At 68.8% G+C, this 18108-nt stretch carries 17 protein-coding genes, 1 pseudogene and 1 riboswitch; of the genes and pseudogenes, 3 read left to right on the top strand and 15 right to left on the bottom strand.

What is annotated here, in order from left to right:
• Window positions 1-154: 154 nt before the first annotated feature.
• The 13 genes from P8S73_RS11270 to rpsB all read right to left on the bottom strand — a co-directional run bounded on the left by P8S73_RS11270 (window position 155) and on the right by rpsB (window position 12483).
• Window positions 155-811 carry a methionine ABC transporter permease gene (locus P8S73_RS11270; RefSeq protein WP_102613557.1) on the bottom strand — a complete coding sequence of 219 codons (657 nt, stop codon included), beginning with the start codon at window positions 809-811 and terminating at the stop codon, window positions 155-157.
• Window positions 811-1863: a methionine ABC transporter ATP-binding protein gene (locus P8S73_RS11265; protein WP_121566876.1), complete on the bottom strand. Its 1053-nt coding sequence runs from the start codon at window positions 1861-1863 to the stop codon at window positions 811-813. Before P8S73_RS11265 ends, P8S73_RS11270 begins: the two co-directional genes overlap by 1 nt.
• On the bottom strand, window positions 1860-2741 hold the full coding sequence (locus P8S73_RS11260) for a MetQ/NlpA family ABC transporter substrate-binding protein (RefSeq protein WP_396350407.1): 882 nt from the start codon (window positions 2739-2741) through the stop codon (window positions 1860-1862). The genes P8S73_RS11265 and P8S73_RS11260 overlap by 4 nt, the downstream gene beginning before the upstream one ends.
• 91 nt (window positions 2742-2832) lie before the next feature.
• Window positions 2833-2947: riboswitch (SAM riboswitch) on the bottom strand.
• 190 nt (window positions 2948-3137) lie between these two features.
• Complete coding sequence (dxr, locus tag P8S73_RS11255) at window positions 3138-4418, bottom strand: 1-deoxy-D-xylulose-5-phosphate reductoisomerase (protein ID WP_348613927.1); 1281 nt, start codon at window positions 4416-4418, stop codon at window positions 3138-3140.
• A 168-nt stretch (window positions 4419-4586) separates the two neighbouring features.
• Window positions 4587-4850 carry a GlsB/YeaQ/YmgE family stress response membrane protein gene (locus P8S73_RS11250; protein WP_029603513.1) on the bottom strand — a complete coding sequence of 88 codons (264 nt, stop codon included), beginning with the start codon at window positions 4848-4850 and terminating at the stop codon, window positions 4587-4589.
• A gap of 150 nt (window positions 4851-5000) precedes the next feature.
• Window positions 5001-6641, bottom strand: a complete 1641-nt coding sequence (locus tag P8S73_RS11245) for a cation acetate symporter (RefSeq protein ID WP_070636361.1) — start codon at window positions 6639-6641, stop codon at window positions 5001-5003.
• Complete coding sequence (locus P8S73_RS11240; RefSeq protein ID WP_019310872.1) at window positions 6638-7027, bottom strand: DUF485 domain-containing protein; 390 nt, start codon at window positions 7025-7027, stop codon at window positions 6638-6640. Before P8S73_RS11240 ends, P8S73_RS11245 begins: the two co-directional genes overlap by 4 nt.
• A gap of 153 nt (window positions 7028-7180) precedes the next feature.
• Window positions 7181-7861 carry a DivIVA domain-containing protein gene (locus P8S73_RS11235; protein ID WP_039102326.1) on the bottom strand — a complete coding sequence of 227 codons (681 nt, stop codon included), beginning with the start codon at window positions 7859-7861 and terminating at the stop codon, window positions 7181-7183.
• A gap of 76 nt (window positions 7862-7937) precedes the next feature.
• Window positions 7938-8915 carry a phosphatidate cytidylyltransferase gene (locus P8S73_RS11230; protein WP_039102327.1) on the bottom strand — a complete coding sequence of 326 codons (978 nt, stop codon included), beginning with the start codon at window positions 8913-8915 and terminating at the stop codon, window positions 7938-7940.
• Window positions 8915-9472 (bottom strand): ribosome recycling factor, encoded by a 558-nt coding sequence (frr, locus tag P8S73_RS11225; protein WP_019310869.1) that lies wholly within the window; start codon window positions 9470-9472, stop codon window positions 8915-8917. Before frr ends, P8S73_RS11230 begins: the two co-directional genes overlap by 1 nt.
• 135 nt (window positions 9473-9607) lie before the next feature.
• On the bottom strand, window positions 9608-10339 hold the full coding sequence (pyrH, locus tag P8S73_RS11220) for a UMP kinase (RefSeq protein WP_029603509.1): 732 nt from the start codon (window positions 10337-10339) through the stop codon (window positions 9608-9610).
• 330 nt (window positions 10340-10669) lie between these two features.
• Window positions 10670-11500, bottom strand: coding sequence for a translation elongation factor Ts (tsf, locus tag P8S73_RS11215; protein ID WP_019310867.1), 831 nt, complete (start codon window positions 11498-11500; stop codon window positions 10670-10672).
• A 113-nt stretch (window positions 11501-11613) separates the two neighbouring features.
• Entirely contained in the window at window positions 11614-12483 is an 870-nt protein-coding gene (gene rpsB, locus P8S73_RS11210; protein ID WP_019310866.1) for a 30S ribosomal protein S2, read from the bottom strand.
• Window positions 12484-13055: 572 nt separating this feature from the next.
• Between rpsB and P8S73_RS11205 the strand changes: the two genes are divergently transcribed.
• A complete protein-coding gene (locus P8S73_RS11205; protein WP_052239407.1) occupies window positions 13056-13568 on the top strand; it encodes a M23 family metallopeptidase in 513 nt (170 codons plus the stop codon).
• A gap of 696 nt (window positions 13569-14264) precedes the next feature.
• A pseudogene (locus tag P8S73_RS11200) lies at window positions 14265-15484 on the top strand (IS110 family transposase).
• A 29-nt stretch (window positions 15485-15513) separates the two neighbouring features.
• Here the strand turns inward: P8S73_RS11200 and P8S73_RS11195 are convergent.
• A complete protein-coding gene (locus P8S73_RS11195; protein WP_257744949.1) occupies window positions 15514-15681 on the bottom strand; it encodes a hypothetical protein in 168 nt (55 codons plus the stop codon).
• A 306-nt stretch (window positions 15682-15987) separates the two neighbouring features.
• Window positions 15988-17375 (bottom strand): IS3 family transposase gene (locus P8S73_RS11190; RefSeq protein WP_370518181.1). Its coding sequence is split into 2 segments (ribosomal slippage): window positions 15988-17027 and window positions 17027-17375, totalling 1389 coding nucleotides; the frame shifts between segments, so codons are not numbered across the junction.
• Window positions 17376-17531: 156 nt separating this feature from the next.
• Between P8S73_RS11190 and msrB the strand changes: the two genes are divergently transcribed.
• Window positions 17532-17957: a peptide-methionine (R)-S-oxide reductase MsrB gene (gene msrB / locus P8S73_RS11185; protein WP_053447646.1), complete on the top strand. Its 426-nt coding sequence runs from the start codon at window positions 17532-17534 to the stop codon at window positions 17955-17957.
• The last annotated feature ends 151 nt before the right edge of the window (window positions 17958-18108 follow it).

Raw genomic sequence — 18108 nt, 5'->3', positions numbered from 1 at the left:
GCGGGGCCCGAGACGCGCGCCCCGCGAACGTTGCTCCCCCCATTGTGCCCCACTCCTCCGACGTGGCTGACGCCCACCAGTCCCGGAGACAACGACGCCGCCCCCGGCCGCGCGCGTGCGTGGCCGGGGGCGGCGTCGAGCCTGGGCGGGGAGGTCAGCGGCGCATGATCTTGCGCGCGAGCCAGTTGCCGAAGAACTGCACGAGCTGGACCAGGATGATGATCACGATCACCGCGGCCCACGTGACCTGGTCGTTGAAGCGCTGGTAGCCCAGCCGCAAGGCGAAGTCGCCCAGACCGCCAGCACCGATCGCCCCCGCCATCGCGGACATGTCCGTGATGCCGATGACCAGGAAGGTGTAGCCCAGCACCAGGGGGCCGAGCGCCTCGGGGAGCACCACCGTGGTGATGATCTTCCACCGCGAGACCCCCATGGACCGGGCGGCCTCCACGACCCCCGGGTCCACGGTCATGAGGTTCTGCTCCACGATCCTCGCCACGGCGAACGTGGCGCCGATGGTCATGGCGAAGATCGCGGCGTTGGGCCCCAGCCGGGTGCCCACCACGGACTCCGTGACCTGCCCCAGCGCCGCGAGCAGGATGATGAACGGGATGGGTCGTACAAAGTTCACCAGCAGGTTGAGCACGGTGAACACCGCGCTGTTCGCCAGGATGTTGCCCCGGCGGGTCACGTAGAGCCCCACGCCCACCGCGAGACCCAGGAGCCCCGCGAGGACCAGGGTCACCGAGACCATGTAGAGCGTCTGCCCGGTTGCCTGCAGCAACTGCGGGCCGAGAGTGGACCAGTCCATTACTCGGACACCTCCTGGACCGTGGTGACCGCCCGCAGGGCCTCGATGGCCCGTGACACGGCGTCGTCGGGCCCGTCGAGGGACAGCGTGAGCGTCCCGAACGTGTGTGACTGCAGGATGGAGATCCCGCCGAACGCGATCTCGAAGGCCACGCCGTCCCGCGCGGCGTCGGAGAGCACCGAGCCGATCCTGTTGCGGTCGGTGACGTCCACGAGCACGAGCCGGCCCGGATGCTCGGACCGGAGCTTGGCGAGCTCGTCCTCCCGCGGCACGGTGCGCATCACGGAGGACACGAACTTGCGGGTGGTCTCCGCCCTCGGGTGCGCAAAGAGCTCCGCGGTGGTCCCGGTCTCCACGACCCGCCCGGAGTCCATGACCGCCACACGGTCGGCGACGGCGCGCACCACGTCCATCTCGTGGGTGATCAGCACGATCGTGATCCCCAGCTCGCGGTTGACGCGTCGCAGCAGGCTCAGGACCTCCTGCGTGGTCTCCGGGTCCAGCGCGGACGTGGACTCGTCCGCGAGCAGCAGCTCGGGGTTCGTGGCGAGCGCTCGCGCGATGCCCACCCGCTGCTTCTGGCCGCCCGAGAGCTGCTCGGGGTAGTTGCCGGCGCGCTCGGTGAGACCCACGAACTCGAGCAGCTCTGCCACCCGCGCCCTGCGGTCCTCCGGCTTCCACCCGGCGCGCTTGAGCGGGAACTCGATGTTGCCGGCCACGGTGCGGGACGTGAACAGGTTGAACTGCTGGAAGATCATCCCGATGTCCCGGCGGATCGGGGCCAGCTGGGTCTCGCTGCGGCCGTCCACCTGGCGGCCGGCCACCTGCAGGCTGCCGGACGTGATGGGTTCCAGGCCGTTGATCAGGCGCACCAGCGTGGACTTGCCGGCACCCGAGTAGCCGATGACGGCGAAGATCTCCCCGCGCCGAATGTCCAGGTCCACGGAGTCCACGGCGGTGACCGTGCGCGTGCGGCGCTTGGAGCCGGTCACGAAGACCTTGCTGACGTCCCGGAAGCTGACCAGTGTCTGCGCCTCGGGCGCCGGGCTCACTTGCTCTGCCCCTTGAGGTCCTCGGAGTAGCGGGACAGCAGGTCCTTGAGCTCTTGCTGGTCCACCCTGGTGGGCACCGCGGTGCCCTTGGTCTCCTGCTTCTCGGCCTCCTGCACCTTGTCGTCGTAGTAGAAACCCGCAACCTTCTTGAGGGTCTCGTTGTCCGCGTTCGCCTCGGTCGCGGCGAAGAGGTTGTCGTAGACCTTGGCGCTGTCCGCCGTGGGATCGTCCTGGGCGAGCGCGTTCTTCGGTTCGAGGTTAGCCCGGTCCAGGAAGTCGTTGTTCACCACGGAGGCGGCCACGGAGTCCATGGACAGCACGGTCTGCTCCGCGGAGACGGGACGGACCTTCACCTTGGACTTCTCGGTGTCCACGTCCTGCTCGGTGGGGGCGATCGTGTCCTTGGTGAAGGTCACCAGGTCCTGCTGCTCCAGCAGGCTCAGCGCCCGGGAGAGGTTGATGGAGTCGTTGGGAACGGCGATCTCGTCCCCGTCCTTGAAGTCGGCCACGGACTTCACGGACTTGGAGTACAGCCCCAGCGGGAAGATGGACGTGGAGCCCACGGGGGTGATCGTGTCACCCGAGTTGTTGTTGTAGTCCGCCAGGTAGGCGATGTGCTGGAACCAGTTCATGTCGATGTCCCCGCTCTTCAGGGCGGGGTTCGGCTGGCTGTAGTCGCTGAAATCCACGAACTCCACGGTGACGTCGTTCTGCGCCGCCACGTCCTTCAGAGCGTCCTGGACGGGGGTGGCGCCCACGATGCCGATGGTGATCTTGCCGTCGGCCATGGGATCGGTGTTCTCGGGGCCGCCGCACGCGGTGAGGGTCAGGCCCAGGGTGGTGGCCAGTACAACGGGGATCAGGCGCTTGCTTCGCACGGTGATGCCTTTCCAGGGTCGGGATACGGATGCGCGGAGCAAACAGTCCCACCTGGATGAGGGCAATGATCAGACACGTGCCATTCGGGGAAAACCGCACTTGCCGTGATCTGTTCGAACCGCGGCCGGATGGTCATCTGGGGCACCCCGCTACGGGAGAGGGTTGCCGTCCGGCCAGCCAGAGCTTCGCGCCGGATCTCGTCATCCGCCCAGAACTGTAGCACGGTGTTCACAGGTTCCCGTACCGCCGGACGACGCCGCCCGGGCCGCCCCCGTCCGCACGGCGTCATCGCGTGCCACGGTGCACCCCGGGGCCACGCCTGGCTTCCTCCCCCCCCTCGAGCGCCCCCCGGGCATGGCGACGCCCGCAGTGGGAGTTCGGACTGGCAGACGGGTTCAGCGACCTCCCGCTATCCGTTCGTCCGCGCGCGCCCTGGCCCATGTCTCCGCCTCGAGCACGTCCTCCAGGCGGGGTTCGCGCACGCCGTCGTGCTCGTCGACCACGCGCGAGACCAGCTCGACGATCTGCAGGAATCCGAGCTCCCCGCGGTGGAACGCGTGCACCGCCTGCTCGTTCGCGGCGTTGAACACCGCGGGCCACGTGCCGCCGAGCCCCCCGGCGTGCTTGATCAGCTCCACGGCGGGGAAGGCCTCGGAGTCCAGCGGCTCGAAGGTCCACTCGGCGGCGCGGGTCCAGTCGCACGCGGCCGCCGCACCCGTGACCCGGTGGGGCCACGCGATGCCCAGCGCGATCGGCAGCCGCATGTCCGGCGGCGAGGCCTGCGCGAGAGTGGAGCCGTCCGTGAACTGGACCATGGAGTGCACCACGGACTGGGGGTGGACCGTCACGTCGATCCGCTCGAGCGGGACGTCGAAGAGCAGGCTCGCCTCGAGCACCTCGAGGGCCTTGTTGACCAGGGTCGCGGAATTCGTGGTGACCATGGGACCCATGTCCCAGGTGGGGTGCCGCAGGGCCTGCTCGGGGCTCACGTGGGCCAGCTGCTCCCGGGTCATGCCGCGGAACGGTCCCCCGGACGCCGTGAGCACCAGACGGTCCACCTCCCCGGCCGTCCCGGAGCGCAGCGCCTGGGCGATCGCGGAGTGCTCGGAGTCCACGGGGATCAGCGCATCCGTGAGACCCGTGGCCGCGGCGGCCGCCGTGACCAGCGGACCGCCCGCGATCAACGACTCCTTGTTGGCGAGCGCCACCGGGCGCCCGACCTCCAGGGCCGCCAGCGTGGGTTCCAGACCGATGCTTCCGGTGATGCCGTTGAGGACCACGTCCGCGCCCTCCCACGCGGCCACCTGTGCGGCGGCTCGGGGGCCGTGGAGGATCTCGGGCCGCGGCGCCGGGGAGCGTGCCGCCCGGGCGGCGTCGTCGATCAGCTCACCCAACCGGGCGGCGTCCTGCGCGGACCCGCTGGTGGCGACGGCCGCCACGCTGAAGGCCACCGCCTGCTGCGCGAGGAGCTCGAGGTGGCCCGCTCCCGCGGCGAGGGCGAGGACCTCGAAGGGCGCGTGGGTGACGCCGCCCCCGGGCCGCGTCAGCTGGGCGGCGCCCCGGACGACGTCGAGCGCCTGCGTGCCGATGGACCCCGTGGAGCCGAGGACCACCAGACGGCGGGGAGTCTCACGGGTGGCGCGGTCGAGGTCGGGGGTCATGGCTGCGGAGGTCATGGTACCAGTATGGCGCGCCCGTCCGACCCGGCCTTCACCGCGCAGGGCCCTGGCGCGCCCGAGATCCGCCCGAGCCACCGGGAGGTGTCGTCACGGCCCTGGACAGACGACAAGGGCGCCACCCGGGGGTGACGCCCTTGCTCAGTGGTCCTCGCGGACCCGTGCGGTTCAGCGACGGCGGCCGACGACGAAACCGTAGATCAGCAGCACGATGATCGCGCCCACGACGGACGTGATGATGGTGCCGAAGCTGATCTCCTGGATCCCGTTGCTCAGACCCGGGATGAACGACCCGAGCCAGCCACCGAGGAACGCGCCCACGATGCCGAGGATCATGGTGACGATGATCCCGCCACCCTGCTTGCCCGGCAAGATCAGCTTGGCGAGAGCGCCAGCGATGATGCCGAGGATGATCCAGCTGAAAATGCCCATTTCTCCACCTCAAGTTTTCGTTGCAAACGCGTGCGGTTGCCCGCAGTCGCTCTGGTCAGCGAACCGTCGCTCAGTGTACTACCAGTTTGGGGGTCTATGGGCTCCGGTGCACCGCGGCGGCCCCTGAAAACCGGGGCCGTCGCGGTGGAGTCAGTGCGAGACAGCCTTCTCGGCGCCCACACCTGTGAGGGAACGCACTTCCATCTCGGACTGCTTGAGGGGATCCTCACGGCGCCGCTCGGTCACCGATCCCAGGAAGCCCAGCAGGAACGAGGCCGGGATGGAGATGATGCCCGGGTTGGACAGCGGGTAGATGGCGAAGTCCGCACCGGGGATCATGGAGGTCTCCGAGCCGGACATCACCGGGGAGAAGACGATCAGCACCACGGAGAGGATCAGCCCGCCGTACATGGACCACACCGCCCCGCGGGTGGTGAAGCGCTTCCAGTACAGGGAGTACAGGATGGTCGGGAGGTTGGCGGAGGCCGCAACCGCGAAGGCCAGAGCCACGAGGAATGCCACGTTCTGCCCCTGGGCGCCGATGCCGCCGGCGATGGAGATCAGGCCGATGACCACCACGGTGGTCTTGGCCACGCGCAGCTCCTGGCGCGGGTCCGAGTTCCCCTTCTTGATCACGGAGGTGTAGATGTCGTGCGCGAAGGACGCCGACGCCGTGATGGCCAGTCCCGCGACCACGGCCAGGATGGTGGCGAACGCGACCGCCGCGATCAGACCCATGAGCACCGATCCACCGAGCTCGTAGGCCAGCAGGGGTGCGGCGGAGTTCACTCCCCCGGGTGCGCTCTTGATCCGGTCCGCTCCGATGAGGGCGGAGGCGCCGAAGCCGAGCACCAGGGTGAAGAGGTAGAACATGCCGATCAGGGTGATGGCCCACACCACGGACTTGCGGGCCTCCTTGGCCGTGGGCACCGTGTAGAAGCGCATCAGCACGTGGGGCAGCCCCGCCGCGCCGAGCACGAGCGCGAGTCCGAGGGAGATGAAGTCCAGCTTGGAGATCTCGCTCACTCCATACTTCAGTCCGGGCTCGAGCATCGCGGGGTTGTTGTTGGTCTCCACCGCGGCACCCATGATGGCGGAGAGGTTGAAGCCGAACATCGCGAGGATCCACACCGTCATGACGGCCACGCCGGTCACGAGCAGACACGCCTTGATGATCTGCACCCAGGTGGTGCCCTTCATTCCACCCACAAGCACATAGACGATCATGATGACGCCCACGATCACGATCACCAGTGACTGGCCAGCCTTGGAGCTGATGCCCAGCAGGAGGGACACGAGCGCACCCGCGCCCGCCATCTGCGCCAGAAGGTAGAAGAAGGTGACCGCCAGCGTAGAAATGGAGGCCGCCACACGGACCGGGCGCTGGCGCAGCCGGAACGAGAGGACGTCCGCCATGGTGAACTTGCCCGTGTTGCGCAGCGGCTCCGCGATGAGCAGCAGCGCCACGAGCCACGCGACGAAGAAACCGATCGAGTAGAGGAACCCGTCGTAGCCCTGCAGGGCGATGGCCCCCACGATGCCCAGGAACGACGCCGCGGAGAGGTAGTCACCGGCAATGGCCAGCCCGTTCTGCGTTCCGGAGAAGGAGCGTCCGCCGGCGTAGTAGTCGGCCGCCGTGGCGGTGGACTTGGACGCCCGGATCACCACCACCAGCGTGACGAGCACGAAGCCCAGGAAGATCGAGATGTTGATCGCGGGGTTGCCCACGGTCGCGGAGCTCTCCTGCGCGAGGTGCACCGCAGGCAGGGACATGGCGGGAACGGCGATCATGGCCGGACCTCCTGGTCGGTCTCGGTCTGCTTGTCGAGGGATGCCTCGAGCTCCTCGCGCAGCGCCGTGGCCTGCGGGTCGAGGGTGCGGTTGGCGAACGCGACGTACGCCGCGGTGATGCCGAACGTGGTGACGAACTGCAGCAGCCCGAGGACGAGCCCCAGGTTGATGTTGCCCGCCACCGGGGTGGACATGAAGCCGGGAGCGTAGATGGCCAGCACCACGTAGAGCAGGTACCAGACCAGGAACGCCACGGCCATGGGGAACACGAAGGACCGGTGGGTCTTGCGCAGGCGCTGGAACTGTTCCGAGCGCTGCACCGCGGGGAAGTCGATGCCGAAGGCTGCCGGGGAGCCGTTCGGGTCGACAGAGGACGTGGATGCCATGAGTGCCTCCTAGTGTGATGGGCACCACACTAGGAGTTGTGTATCCAAAGACACAAGGGGTGGCAGAAAACTGCTGCAATAATCCTTGAAATTACGGGCGAGTCACTGGGGGTCCCCGCAGGTCGTCCGGCACTGTGTATACAGAAACGCCGGTCAGGCGCCTCTGCCGCGCACCGCGAGTACGAACTCCACCGCACGGTCCAGGAAGGCGTCCACCTGCTGCTCCTCGTAGCACCTCTGGCCCTGGGCCGGGCGGAACACCGCGTGGCGCAGGAGCTCGGGCGAGACGTCCTCACCGCTGCGCAGCTCCGCCACCAGGCGGTCGCACAGGACGTCCACCTCTGCCGCCGAGTACCCCTGGGTGCGGTGCCTGCGGGGGCGGCGGAAGCGTTCGGAGTGGGGCCGGTTGAGCCGTCCCAGCAGCAGCCCGCCCAGCCACTCCACGTGCTCGTTCCACCGCTGCTCGCCGTGCTCCTCGATGAACACGGTGCGCTCGCGCTCGAACAGCTCGTCCTCCAGCACGTCCAGGTGCGCATCCACGGCCGCGGGGTCGTAGCCGCCGCGGGCGCGGTCGAAGACCCGCTCGCGCAGCTGCCGGCTGCCCATGCGCCGGTCCCCCACCGCGTGGGAGCCCGTGGCCGGGTCGGTGCCCTCGCCGGCGGGGGTGCGGGCGGCGGAGTCCACCCGCGCGGAAGTGGGCACGGGCTCGGAGGCGGCGGGCGGCGTCGTGGTGGCGCGCAGGGCGTCGAGGCGGTCCAGGAGGTCGTCCACCTGGGCGGTGTCGTAGCCCCACAGCCGGTCGCCGCAGCGGGGGAAACGGTCCTGAGATGTCATGCGAGCCCTTTCGAGAACGAGATCGGGACCGGTCACGCGCGGTGACCGGTCCCGGCAGCGGCGCCCCGGCGTGGCGTCAGGCCAGGGCGCTGAACAGTTCGAAGATGACGTAGCCGGTGATGACCGCGAACAGGATCGAGTCGATCCGGTCCATCACACCGCCGTGGCCCGGCAGCAGGGTCCCCATGTCCTTGATCCCGATCTCGCGCTTGATCATGGACTCGGAGAAGTCCCCCACCGTGGAGACTGCCACGATGGCCACGGCCAGCACCGCACCCTGCCACCACGGCATCTCCAGCAGGAACTCGGCGCACAGCACACCCACCACCACGGCGCCGCCCACGGAGCCGGCGAAACCCTCCCAGGACTTCTTGGGCGAGATCCTGGGAGCCATGGGGTGCTTGCCCCACACCACCCCCACCGCGTAGCCGAAGGTGTCGGAGCTGATGGCCAGGAGAATGACCGTGAGCACCTTCCGGGAGCCGTCCGGCGAGTGGTAGAGCAGCACCGCGGTGCTCAGCAGGAAGGACGCCCACACCAGGGCGAACACGGATCCCATGATCGAGAGCATCATGCCGTGCCGCGGCCCGAAGGCGCGCCACACCACCACGAGCGTGACCGCGAGCACGAGCGCCATGGACAGTGCCTCGCCGCCTCCGAAGAACGCGGCCAGGGGCATGAGCACCGCGGCGATGACGGCGGGGACCTTGGGGATCTGCACACCCTTGTAGGTCAGGGACCGTGCAACCTCCCACACCCCGATGCCCGACGCGGCCCCGGCCAGCAGGGCCAGCACCAGCGGAACGTAGAACAGGCCGGTGAGCAGCGTGGCGATCAGCACCACCGCCACGGTCACGGCCGCGGGGAGGTTGCGTCCCGCACGGGACGGTGCCCTGTGCTCGGAGCTGCGGTGGAAGGGGCGCGCGAGGACCTGCCGCAGGGAGCCGGTGGCCAGCGGGTCCCGGTCGCGCTGCGGCACGCCCTGCCCCGCGGGCGCCGTGGGCGCGGTCGCGGGGTGCGAGGTGGGCGCGGAGTCGGAGTCTGGCGAGGCCATCAGGCGCCGAGCAGTTCGGCTTCCTTGTTCTTGAGCAGCTCGTCCACCTGGTCGATGTGCTTCTTGGTGGCGGCGTCGAGATCCTTCTCCCCGCGCTTGCCGTCGTCCTCGCCCACGTCCCCATCCTTGACGAACTTCTCGATGGACTCCTTGGCGTGGCGGCGGATGTTGCGCACCGACACCCGGGCCTCCTCGGCCTTGGCGTGGACGATCTTCACGTACTCCTTGCGGCGCTCCTCGGTGAGCTCGGGCATGACCACGCGGATCACGTTGCCGTCGTTCGCGGGGTTGGCGCCGATGTCCGAGTCCCGCAGGGCCTTCTCGATGTCGTTGAGCGCGCTGCGGTCGTAGGGCGTGATGAGCAGCGTGCGGGCCTCGGGCGTCTGGAAGGACGCGAGCTGCTGCAGCGGGGTGGGCGTGCCGTAGTACTCCACGAGCAGGCTCGAGAACAGGGCCGGGTTCGCACGGCCGGTGCGCACCGTGGAGAAGTCGGTCTTCGCCGCGTCCACCGCCTTGCCCATCTTGGTGGTGGCCTCCGAGAGGACGTCTGAAATCACGGGTGGTTCTCCTTATGCAACGGCCGCGGTCGTCTGGCACCGGCGGCAACGGAACGTGGTCTCCACTCTAACGGTCGCGCCCGGGTGGTCGCGCCCGGCGCCCGGGCTCTCACGCCACGGGACGGTCCGGCCCCGTCAGGCGGTGACGAGGGTGCCGATCTCCTCGCCCAGCACCGCACGGGTCACGTTGCCCGCGCCCTCCATGCCGAACACGCGCATGGTCACGTGGTTGTCCCGGCACAGGGCGAACGCGGTCTGGTCCATCACGCGGATGTCCCTCGCGAGGGCCTCGTCGTAGGTCAGGCTCGCCAGGCGCTGCGCGTCCGGGTCCTTGCGGGGGTCTGCGGTGTAGACGCCGTCCACTCCGTTCTTGGCCATCAGCACCTCGGTGGCGTGCACCTCCAGGGCGCGCTGGGCGGCCACGGTGTCCGTGGAGAAGTAGGGCAGTCCGGCACCCGCGCCGAAGATGACCACGCGGTCCTTCTCCATGTGCCGGATGGCCCGGCGCGGAATGTAGGTCTCCGCGACCTGCTCCATCTTGATCGCGGACTGCACGCGCGTGTCCACCCCGCACTGCTCCAGGAAGTCCTGCAGCGCCAGGCAGTTCATCACGGTGCCCAGCATGCCCATGTAGTCCGCCCGCGAGCGGTCCATCCCGGCCTGGGAGAGCTCGGCACCGCGGAAGAAGTTGCCACCGCCCACCACGATGGAGGTCTCCACCTGGCCCACGGTCGCGGCGATCTGCTCGGCGATCTGGCGCACCACGGTGGTGTCCACGCCCACGCTGCCACCGCCGAAGACCTCGCCCGAGAGCTTCAGCAGGACCCTGCGGCGCGCCGGCTCGGCGCGGCGGGAGTCGCGGCTCATGCGGATCGCCTCGTCCTGGGGCTCGGATTCGTTGGTGGTGGGCATGGATCCTCCCGGGGGCGATGAGTCGTCAGGGCAGTGGTCGAGCTGGTCGTCGGACCCGCCCGCAGGACGTGTCCCCGCCCTCGGGCGGCACAGCGGACACATCGCGTCCGTCACGGGCTCGGCAGACCGCCCTCCAGCATACAGAAACGGCGGGGCACCCCCGGTCTCCCGGGTGGTGCCCCGCCGTCACGGGGTGCGGTGGCGCCGCGGTCTCCCGCGGACGACGCCGCTGCGGGCCGTCAGCGCGTCACGTGCGTGCAGCGCCGGGCCCGGTGGGGTCGTGGATCAGGCCCCCACGCGGAACCGCGCGAACGCGGTGGCGGTGGCGCCGGCCTCGGACAGCACCTGGCCCACGGTCTTCTTGGAGTCCTTGGCGAAGTCCTGGTCCACCAGCACGACGTCCTTGTAGTAGCCCTTGAGGCGACCCTGGACGATGTTCGGGATGATCTTGTCCGGCTTGCCCTCGTTGCGGGCGGTCTCCTCGGCCACGCGCTTCTCGTTCTCCACCGTCTCGGCGGGAACGTCCTCCTCGGAGAGGAACGCCGGGGACATCGCGGCGATGTGCACGGCGACGTCGTGGGCGGCGGTCTCCGCCTCGGAGCCGGACACGGCCAGCAGGACACCCACCTGGGCGGGGAGGTCCTTGGAGGTCTTGTGCAGGTACACGGCCACGTGGTCACCGGCCACACGGGCCACGCGACGCACGACGACCTTCTCACCCAGCAGCGCACCGGTCTCGGTCACGAGCTCGGAGACGGGCGTGCCGTCCACCTCGGCCGCGAGCAGCGAGTCCAGGTCCGCGGCGTCGGCGGCCACGGCGGCGTCGAGCACCTTGTTGCCGAACTCCACGAACGGCGCGGACTTGGCCACGAAGTCGGTCTCGGAGTTGACCTCGACCATGTAGCCCACGTTGTTCTCCGTGCGAGCCACCACGATGCCCTCGGCGGTGGAGCGGCCCTCGCGCTTGGTCACACCCTTGAGACCCTTGACGCGGATGATCTCCTGGGCCTTCTGGGCGTCGCCGTCGGCCTCGTCCAGCGCCTTCTTGACGTCCAGCATGCCGGCGCCCGTGCGCTCGCGCAGGGCCTTGATGTCAGCAGCGGTGTAGTTCGCCATGTGAACTCCTCTGTTGTCGGTTGTGTCCGCCCGGGCGTCCGTGGACGCCCGGGCGGGTCCGGTCACCATCGTGGGTCACCGGGGAGAATGGAAGGTGAACACCTTCCGCGGCCTCACTCGGCGGCGGGGGCGTCCTTCTGCTCGGTCTCGGCGGGAGCGGCCGGGGCGGCCTGCTCGGCGGCGGGAGCCTCAGCGGCCGGGGCGGCCTGCTCGGACTTCTGCCCCTCGTGCTGCTCGAGCAGCTCGCGCTCCCACTCGGCCATGGGCTCCTCGGCGGCGTTGGACTTGCCGTTGTGGCGCTCCATGAGGCCCTCGGCCACGGCGTCCGCGACCACGCGGGTCAGCAGGGAGACGGAGCGGATGGAGTCGTCGTTGCCCGGGATGGGGAACGCGACCTCGTCCGGATCGCAGTTGGTGTCGAGGATCGCGACGATCGGCACACCGAGCTTCTGGGCCTCGTCGACCGCGAGGTGCTCTTTCTTGGTGTCCACGATCCAGATCAGGGACGGGGTCTTGGTGAGGTTGCGGATGCCACCGAGGGTGCGCTCCAGCTTCTCCTTCTCGCGGCGCAGCAGCAGCAGTTCCTTCTTGGTGTACTGCGAGCCGGCGACGTCGTCGAAGTCGACCTCTTCCAGTTCCTTCATGCGGTCGATGCGCTTGGAGACCGTCTGGAAGTTGGTGAGCATGCCACCGAGCCAGCGGTGGTTCACGTAGGGCATGCCCACGCGGGTGGCCTGCTCGGCAATGGCCTCCTGGGCCTGCTTCTTGGTGCCGACGAACAGGATGGTGCCGCCGTGGGCGACCGTGGCCTTGACAGCCTCGTAGGCCTTGTCGATGAAGCCCAGCGACTGCTGCAGGTCGATGATGTAGATGCCGTTGCGCTCGGTGAAGATGAAGCGCTTCATCTTGGGGTTCCAGCGACGGGTCTGGTGACCGAAGTGGACGCCGTTGTCGAGCATCTGGCGCATGGTAACGACAGGCATGTCGTCTCCTCATGAGTATCCGGCGGCCCGGGGGCCACCGTGGGTTGACGGTTGTCGACCGGACGTGCCGGTCCCTGGCGCGATGCGCGGACCGTGCTCGTGGAGCGGGTCCGACGTGCCCCGTACCGGTTCCACAGGCGGATCCGGACCGAGGGGCACGCACCCGGAGGGAACGGATCCGTTCCGGGTTCCTTCGCGCGCGAAGTCAGTCACCCGCCGCCGCACCCACCCGCGAACGGGCATGCGCAACTGATGGCAGGGCAACTGCACTGGCCAGTCTAGCGCATCGCGCGGCACCTCCTCTCCACATCGCGCGCCCCTCCCCCGGCAGCACGACGCCGCCGCGTCACCCTGGTCCCATGGCTCACCCACGCAGCTCCGAGACCGCTCCGACCGTTCCCACCTCCGCTCTCGCCTTGGCGCTCACCGCCGGGCCGGTTGTCCAGTCTCCAGCGATCGGCGGACCGCCGGGCCCCGCCGCGGGGCCGGTGGCCTGTCCGGGCGGGGACGTGCATCCCAGGCTCCCCGGGCGGCCCGCGGCCACGGGCACGGAGTGTCCCGCACCACGGTGGATGGCCCTGGGCCTCGCGGCTCTCCTGACGGCCCTGTTCGTGCTGGGTGCCCACCCCGCGGGCGCGGCCGGAGCCGGCTGGGCGTGGCCGGTGTCTCCCCGTCCGGGCGTCGAGCGCGCGTTCGAGGCACCGGCCCAGAAGTGGCTGCCGGGTCACCGCGGTGTGGACCTCTCCGCCCCGCCGGGAACCCCCCTCCGGTCCCCCGCCGCGGGAGTCGTGAGCTTCTCGGGCGTGGTGGTGGACCGCGAGGTGCTCACGATCGACCACGGAGACGGGCGGAAGTCCTCGGTGGAGCCGGTCAGCGCCACGGTACGCCGTGGTGAGCGTGTGGAACGGGGGCAGGTGGTGGCCCGCGTGGCGGCGCCGGGTCACGGGCCGCGGGGCGGAAGTGTCCACTGGGGTGTCCGGGAGCACGGGGAGTACGTGAACCCGCTGCAGTTCGTGGTGGACCTGCGCCCCTCCGTGCTGCTGCCCGTGCCGGATGCCGAGCGCAGCGCGCCCGGTGCGTCCTGACTGCTGCTAGGTGTCAGGCGCCCGGGGACTGCTGGCCGGCGCCCGGTGGGCGAGGGGAGGTACCCCACGTTCCGGGCCCCGTGCCCGGTCTGCGGTGCGCGGCGGCCGCTGCCCGGTCGGAGACCGGCGGCCCAGCCCCCGGGTTCCGGACACGCGGAAGGCCCCCGACCGTCGTCGAGGGCCTCCGTCCGGTGCCGCTCGCGCGGGGCCGGTGGTGTAGGGCGGGTGGGGCTTGAACCCACGACCCAAGGATTATGAGTGGGGACATTCAGGTGAGTTGCTCCAGAGTGGCCGGGATGCGCGAAGTCAAGGCCTACACGGGCCACCGGAGTTACGCAGGTTGATCGTAATTTGGTGCCATGTCTCGAAAAACGATGGGTAAAAGATGGGCTCCGCACCTGCTTGGTGTAACCGCCCGTCCGCCTTGCCTCGGGGCTCGGGCCTCGAAGCGGGATCCTCCTACCCCGTTACCTTGTGAGTGCCTCCGATGGTCGGGGGTCTGGTCGCTCGGCCGGGTATGGCTTTGTTGCCCTGCCATTGATGGTCCGGGGGGTGTTGCCGCCCGGTCGAGAGACACGCGTTGACCGCTGATAGGGACACGGCCCGCCGCCGTGGTGGCGAGGTCTCTTCGTAACGTGGGTGCCGGCATCGGGTGTCAAGACTGCGACCAGCGATGGTGCGCCAAGGAGGCTCATCATGGAGAACCGTTTCGCGGTAATCATCGGCCTGGATGTGGGCAAGACCGCCCACCACGGGTGCGCGCTGGATGCGACCGGGCACAAACTGTTCGACAAACCCCTCCCGCAGGACGAGACCCAGCTGCGGGAGTTGTTCACCAGCCTGCAGGAGCGTGGTGAGGTGCTGATGGTCGTGGACCAGCCCAACACCATCGGGGCGTTGCCGATCGCGGTGGCCAGAGACACCGGCTGCGCTGTGGCGTATCTTCCCGGGTTAGCTATGCGAAAAGCAGCAGACCTGTATCCGGGAAGATCGAAGACCGACGCCAGAGACGCGTTCATCATCGCCGACACCGCCCGCACCATGCCCCACACGCTGCGGCAGGTCGACCATGACAACGAGGTCCTCTCCGCGCTGAAAGTCCTCGCCGGGTTCGACGAGGACCTCGCCCACGAGACCACCAGGGCGTTGAACCGGATCCGTTCGCTGCTCACCCAGATCCACCCCGCACTAGAACGTGTCTTCCCCGGCGGGACCCTCTCCACCGACCTCGTGCTGGAGCTGCTAGAGAAGTTCGGAGGCCCCACCGGGTTCACGTCCGCTGGGCGGGGCGGGTTTTGAGGTTCGCTCGTTCCCATTCTCGCCGCGATCCCTCTGCGCTGGTCGAGAAGATCTTCACGGCGCTGAGCGAGCAGACCGTGACAGTGCCGGCGACCGCGGCGGTCGAGCTCGTGATCCCCAGGGTGGCCGGGCAGGTCAAGGAGTTGAAAGCGCAACGGGCCACGGTCGCCCACGAAGTCGAGGCCATGCTGGAGGACTTCCCTCTCGCCTCGGTCTTGATGAGCATGCCGGGGATCGGCATCAAGACCGCAGCCCAGATCCTCCTCGCGATCGGCGATGGCACCGGGTTCGAGACCGCGGGCCACCTGGCCGCGTATGCGGGCATCGCCCCGATCACACGGCGATCAGGGACGTCGATCCGTGGTGAGTTCCCCGCTCGTTCGGGCAACAAACGATTGAAGAACGCACTGTTCTACTCCGCGTGGATCGCCTCGAATCGCGACCCGATCTCGAAGGCCTACTACGATCGCAAACGAGCCGAAGGAAAACGACACAACGCCGCCGTGATCTGCCTGGCCCGTCGTCGTTGCAACGTCATCTTCGCGATGCTCCGCAACGGCACCTACTACCAACCGCCCACCGCCCCTACCCCCGAACCAACCGCTCTCGCGGCTTGACTCGGAACATAGGGACACCCCCCCTCCCCTCACGAGCGTTCCGCGTCCCGGGCCGCCCGTGGCCGTTGCAGCTCCTCCACCCGGTCGCACGTGTCGTGGATCTTGTCCGCGATCCTGCGGGCGTCCGAGACCTCCAGCAGCCGGAACCGCGAACCGATCGCCACACGGACCCGTAGCCGGTCCCGCTGCTGATCCACACCAACACGCCACCTCGGAACAGACATTCTCTCCACGATCAAACTCCTCCGGTCAGACGATGTAAAAGCAGGAGACCCGCCCCGCGGGTACCACGACCCAGAACCCGGGGCGCGGCCCATGTGTACGCGAAAAACCCCGGAAACACGCGGCACAAACCCGCCTCTAGAAGTCCACAGACCGGGCTCAGAACCACCCTGAAGCGCCCCAGGTCAGACGCACAGTAAACGGTGTGGAAACCCTGGGGAGGGATCTGACTATGCCGGGGGCGACGCGGAATTTTTCAAGGTGTTTGAGGCCAGTGGGTGTCAGGCGGCTACCGGTTCGGCGGCGGTTGGTTGGTTGATCCAGGCGTGGGTGGGTAGCGCGAGGATTTTCGGGTCAGCGGTGGTGGAGAAGCGCTCGGGGTGAGTAGCGCGGGCCGCGGCCAGGGCCGCTGAGCGCTGCTGACTCACGGTCGCGGCGTGGCCGTAGTGGACGTCGGCGGGGGTGTGCAGCCCGATCCCGGTGTGACGGTGTCCGTGGTTGTAGGTCTCGACGAAACCGGCCATGAACGCCCGGGCGTCGGCCAGAGAGCCGAAGCGGTCCGGGAAGACCGGGGCGTACTTCAAGGTCTTGAACCACGCCTCGGAATACGGGTTGTCATTGCTCACGCTGGGTCTGGAGTGGGAACGGGTGACGCCGAGGTCGGCCAGCAGCGCGGCCACAGGTTTGGAGGTCATCGAGGTGCCGCGGTCGGCGTGCACCACGGTGGGCACACCGTGAACCCCGAAGATCTCCTTCATCATCTCCTCGGCCAGAGGCCCGGACTCTCGGGCGTGGACGTGGGCGCCGACGATGTAGCGGGAGTAGACGTCGAGCATCACGTAGGCGTCGTAGTAGACGCCCTTGGCCGGGCCGGGCAACTTGGTGATGTCCCAGGTGTAGACCTGACCGGATCCGTCGGCCATCAGCTCAGGGATCGCTCGGGCCGGGTGACGGGCCTGGCGCCGGCGTTCCTTCACCTGCGCGGCGGCTGCGAGGATGCGGTACATGGTGGCGATCGAGCACAGGTACACCCCGCGCTCCAGCAGCGTGGCGTAGACCTGGGCCGGGGGCTGGTCGACGAATTCGTCACTGTTGAGCACCTCCAGCACCCGTTCCCGCTCAACGCGACTGAGCCGGTTGGCCGGCTCCACCGCGGTCCGAGGTCCCGGTGCTGTCCGGGCCCGCCGGCGGGTGGCGGTGGCCCGCGACACCCCGGTCAGTCCCGCTGCGTCCCGGGTGGTCACGCCTGCGGCGGTGAGCTCGGTGTAGGCGCCCATCAGCGCTTCTTGCGCGGCTGCTCGGTGTCCGCGCTCTCGGAAATCTGCTCCAAGAGCGCGTGTGCTTTTCCCATGATGTCCAGGGCGGTCTCGGTGGTGGCCAGCTTCTGCTGGGAGGCGGCCAGCTGGCGGCGCAACCGGGCGATTTCGGCCTGCTCCGCACTCGGCCGGCCAACGGCTTCATCGGCCGCCTTGCCTTCGAGCACGCCAGCATCGCGCATCCGGCGCCATTCGCTGATCAGCGAGGAGTACAGGCCCTCCCGGCGAAGGTAGGCCCCACCCTGCTGCTCCTGGCAGGCCTGTTCGTAGGCGGCCAGATGCGCCAGCTTCTGCTCCGGGGTGAAGCTCCGGCGCCGAGCCGGGCCACCAGCACGAGGGTGAGCGTCACTCATCTGTCCATCATCGGCGATCGCGGACAACGGCGGGGCGAACGTGGAACTACTCATGGTGATCGATCCTGAATCTCGCCCTGCGTCAGGCGGACTTGCTGTGAACCACTGGACTCAACTCACCCTGACACGCAGGGGCCGGGGACCGTTGAAGCCGTCATGAACACTGGATACGACAACTACCGGCCCGAGGTGCACAAGAGTGAGGAGCAGTGGCGTGAGGAACTGACGCCGCAGGAGTTCCAGGTACTCCGGAAGGCGGGCACCGAGAGGCCGTACACGGGCCAGTACTACGACGCGCACACCACCGGTGTCTATCAGTGCCGGGCGTGTGGCCAAGAGCTGTTCACCAGCACTGATAAGTTCGACTCGCACTGCGGGTGGCCCTCGTTCTGGGCTCCCCTGGCCGAGGACAGGGTGCGTTACCTACGTGATCGGTCCTTGGGGATGGAGCGCATCGAAGTGCGCTGTTCCCGATGCGACTCCCACCTGGGGCACCTCTTCGAAGGTGAAGGTTTCCAGACCCCCACCGATCAGCGGTTCTGCATCAACTCGATCTCCATGAAACTGATTTCCTCCGACTGAGTGGCCGCCCACCGGCTGAACCCTCAGCGCGCCGGCTCCAGGGCTTCGCCGCCGCCGGCGCGCTGACCAACCGGCCCCCAGGTCACCGGGGCAGAGAACATGGGCCGGGACGGGGTACCGCACCAGCAGTTCCCGTCCCGGCTCGTTCCGG

This window comes from Kocuria sp. ChxB (assembly GCF_044359605.1).
GTDB lineage: Bacteria > Actinomycetota > Actinomycetes > Actinomycetales > Micrococcaceae > Kocuria > Kocuria rhizophila.
This window is presented reverse-complemented; position numbering and strand designations above follow the sequence as displayed.

Excerpts from the sequence above, each read along its gene's own strand:
- P8S73_RS11240 (WP_019310872.1), bottom strand. The coding sequence starts at position 7,027 with ATGGCATCCACGTCCTCTGTCGACCCGAACGGCTCCCCGGCAGCCTTC.
- dxr (WP_348613927.1), bottom strand. The coding sequence starts at position 4,418 with ATGACCTCCGCAGCCATGACCCCCGACCTCGACCGCGCCACCCGTGAG.
- rpsB (WP_019310866.1), bottom strand. The coding sequence starts at position 12,483 with ATGCCTGTCGTTACCATGCGCCAGATGCTCGACAACGGCGTCCACTTC.
- P8S73_RS11270 (WP_102613557.1), bottom strand. The coding sequence starts at position 811 with ATGGACTGGTCCACTCTCGGCCCGCAGTTGCTGCAGGCAACCGGGCAG.
- P8S73_RS11250 (WP_029603513.1), bottom strand. The coding sequence starts at position 4,850 with ATGGGCATTTTCAGCTGGATCATCCTCGGCATCATCGCTGGCGCTCTC.
- pyrH (WP_029603509.1), bottom strand. The coding sequence starts at position 10,339 with ATGAGCCGCGACTCCCGCCGCGCCGAGCCGGCGCGCCGCAGGGTCCTG.
- tsf (WP_019310867.1), bottom strand. The coding sequence starts at position 11,500 with ATGGCGAACTACACCGCTGCTGACATCAAGGCCCTGCGCGAGCGCACG.
- P8S73_RS11205 (WP_052239407.1), top strand. The coding sequence starts at position 13,056 with ATGGCCCTGGGCCTCGCGGCTCTCCTGACGGCCCTGTTCGTGCTGGGT.
- P8S73_RS11230 (WP_039102327.1), bottom strand. The coding sequence starts at position 8,915 with ATGGCCTCGCCAGACTCCGACTCCGCGCCCACCTCGCACCCCGCGACC.
- P8S73_RS11235 (WP_039102326.1), bottom strand. The coding sequence starts at position 7,861 with ATGACATCTCAGGACCGTTTCCCCCGCTGCGGCGACCGGCTGTGGGGC.
- P8S73_RS11245 (WP_070636361.1), bottom strand. The coding sequence starts at position 6,641 with ATGATCGCCGTTCCCGCCATGTCCCTGCCTGCGGTGCACCTCGCGCAG.
- msrB (WP_053447646.1), top strand. The coding sequence starts at position 17,532 with ATGAACACTGGATACGACAACTACCGGCCCGAGGTGCACAAGAGTGAG.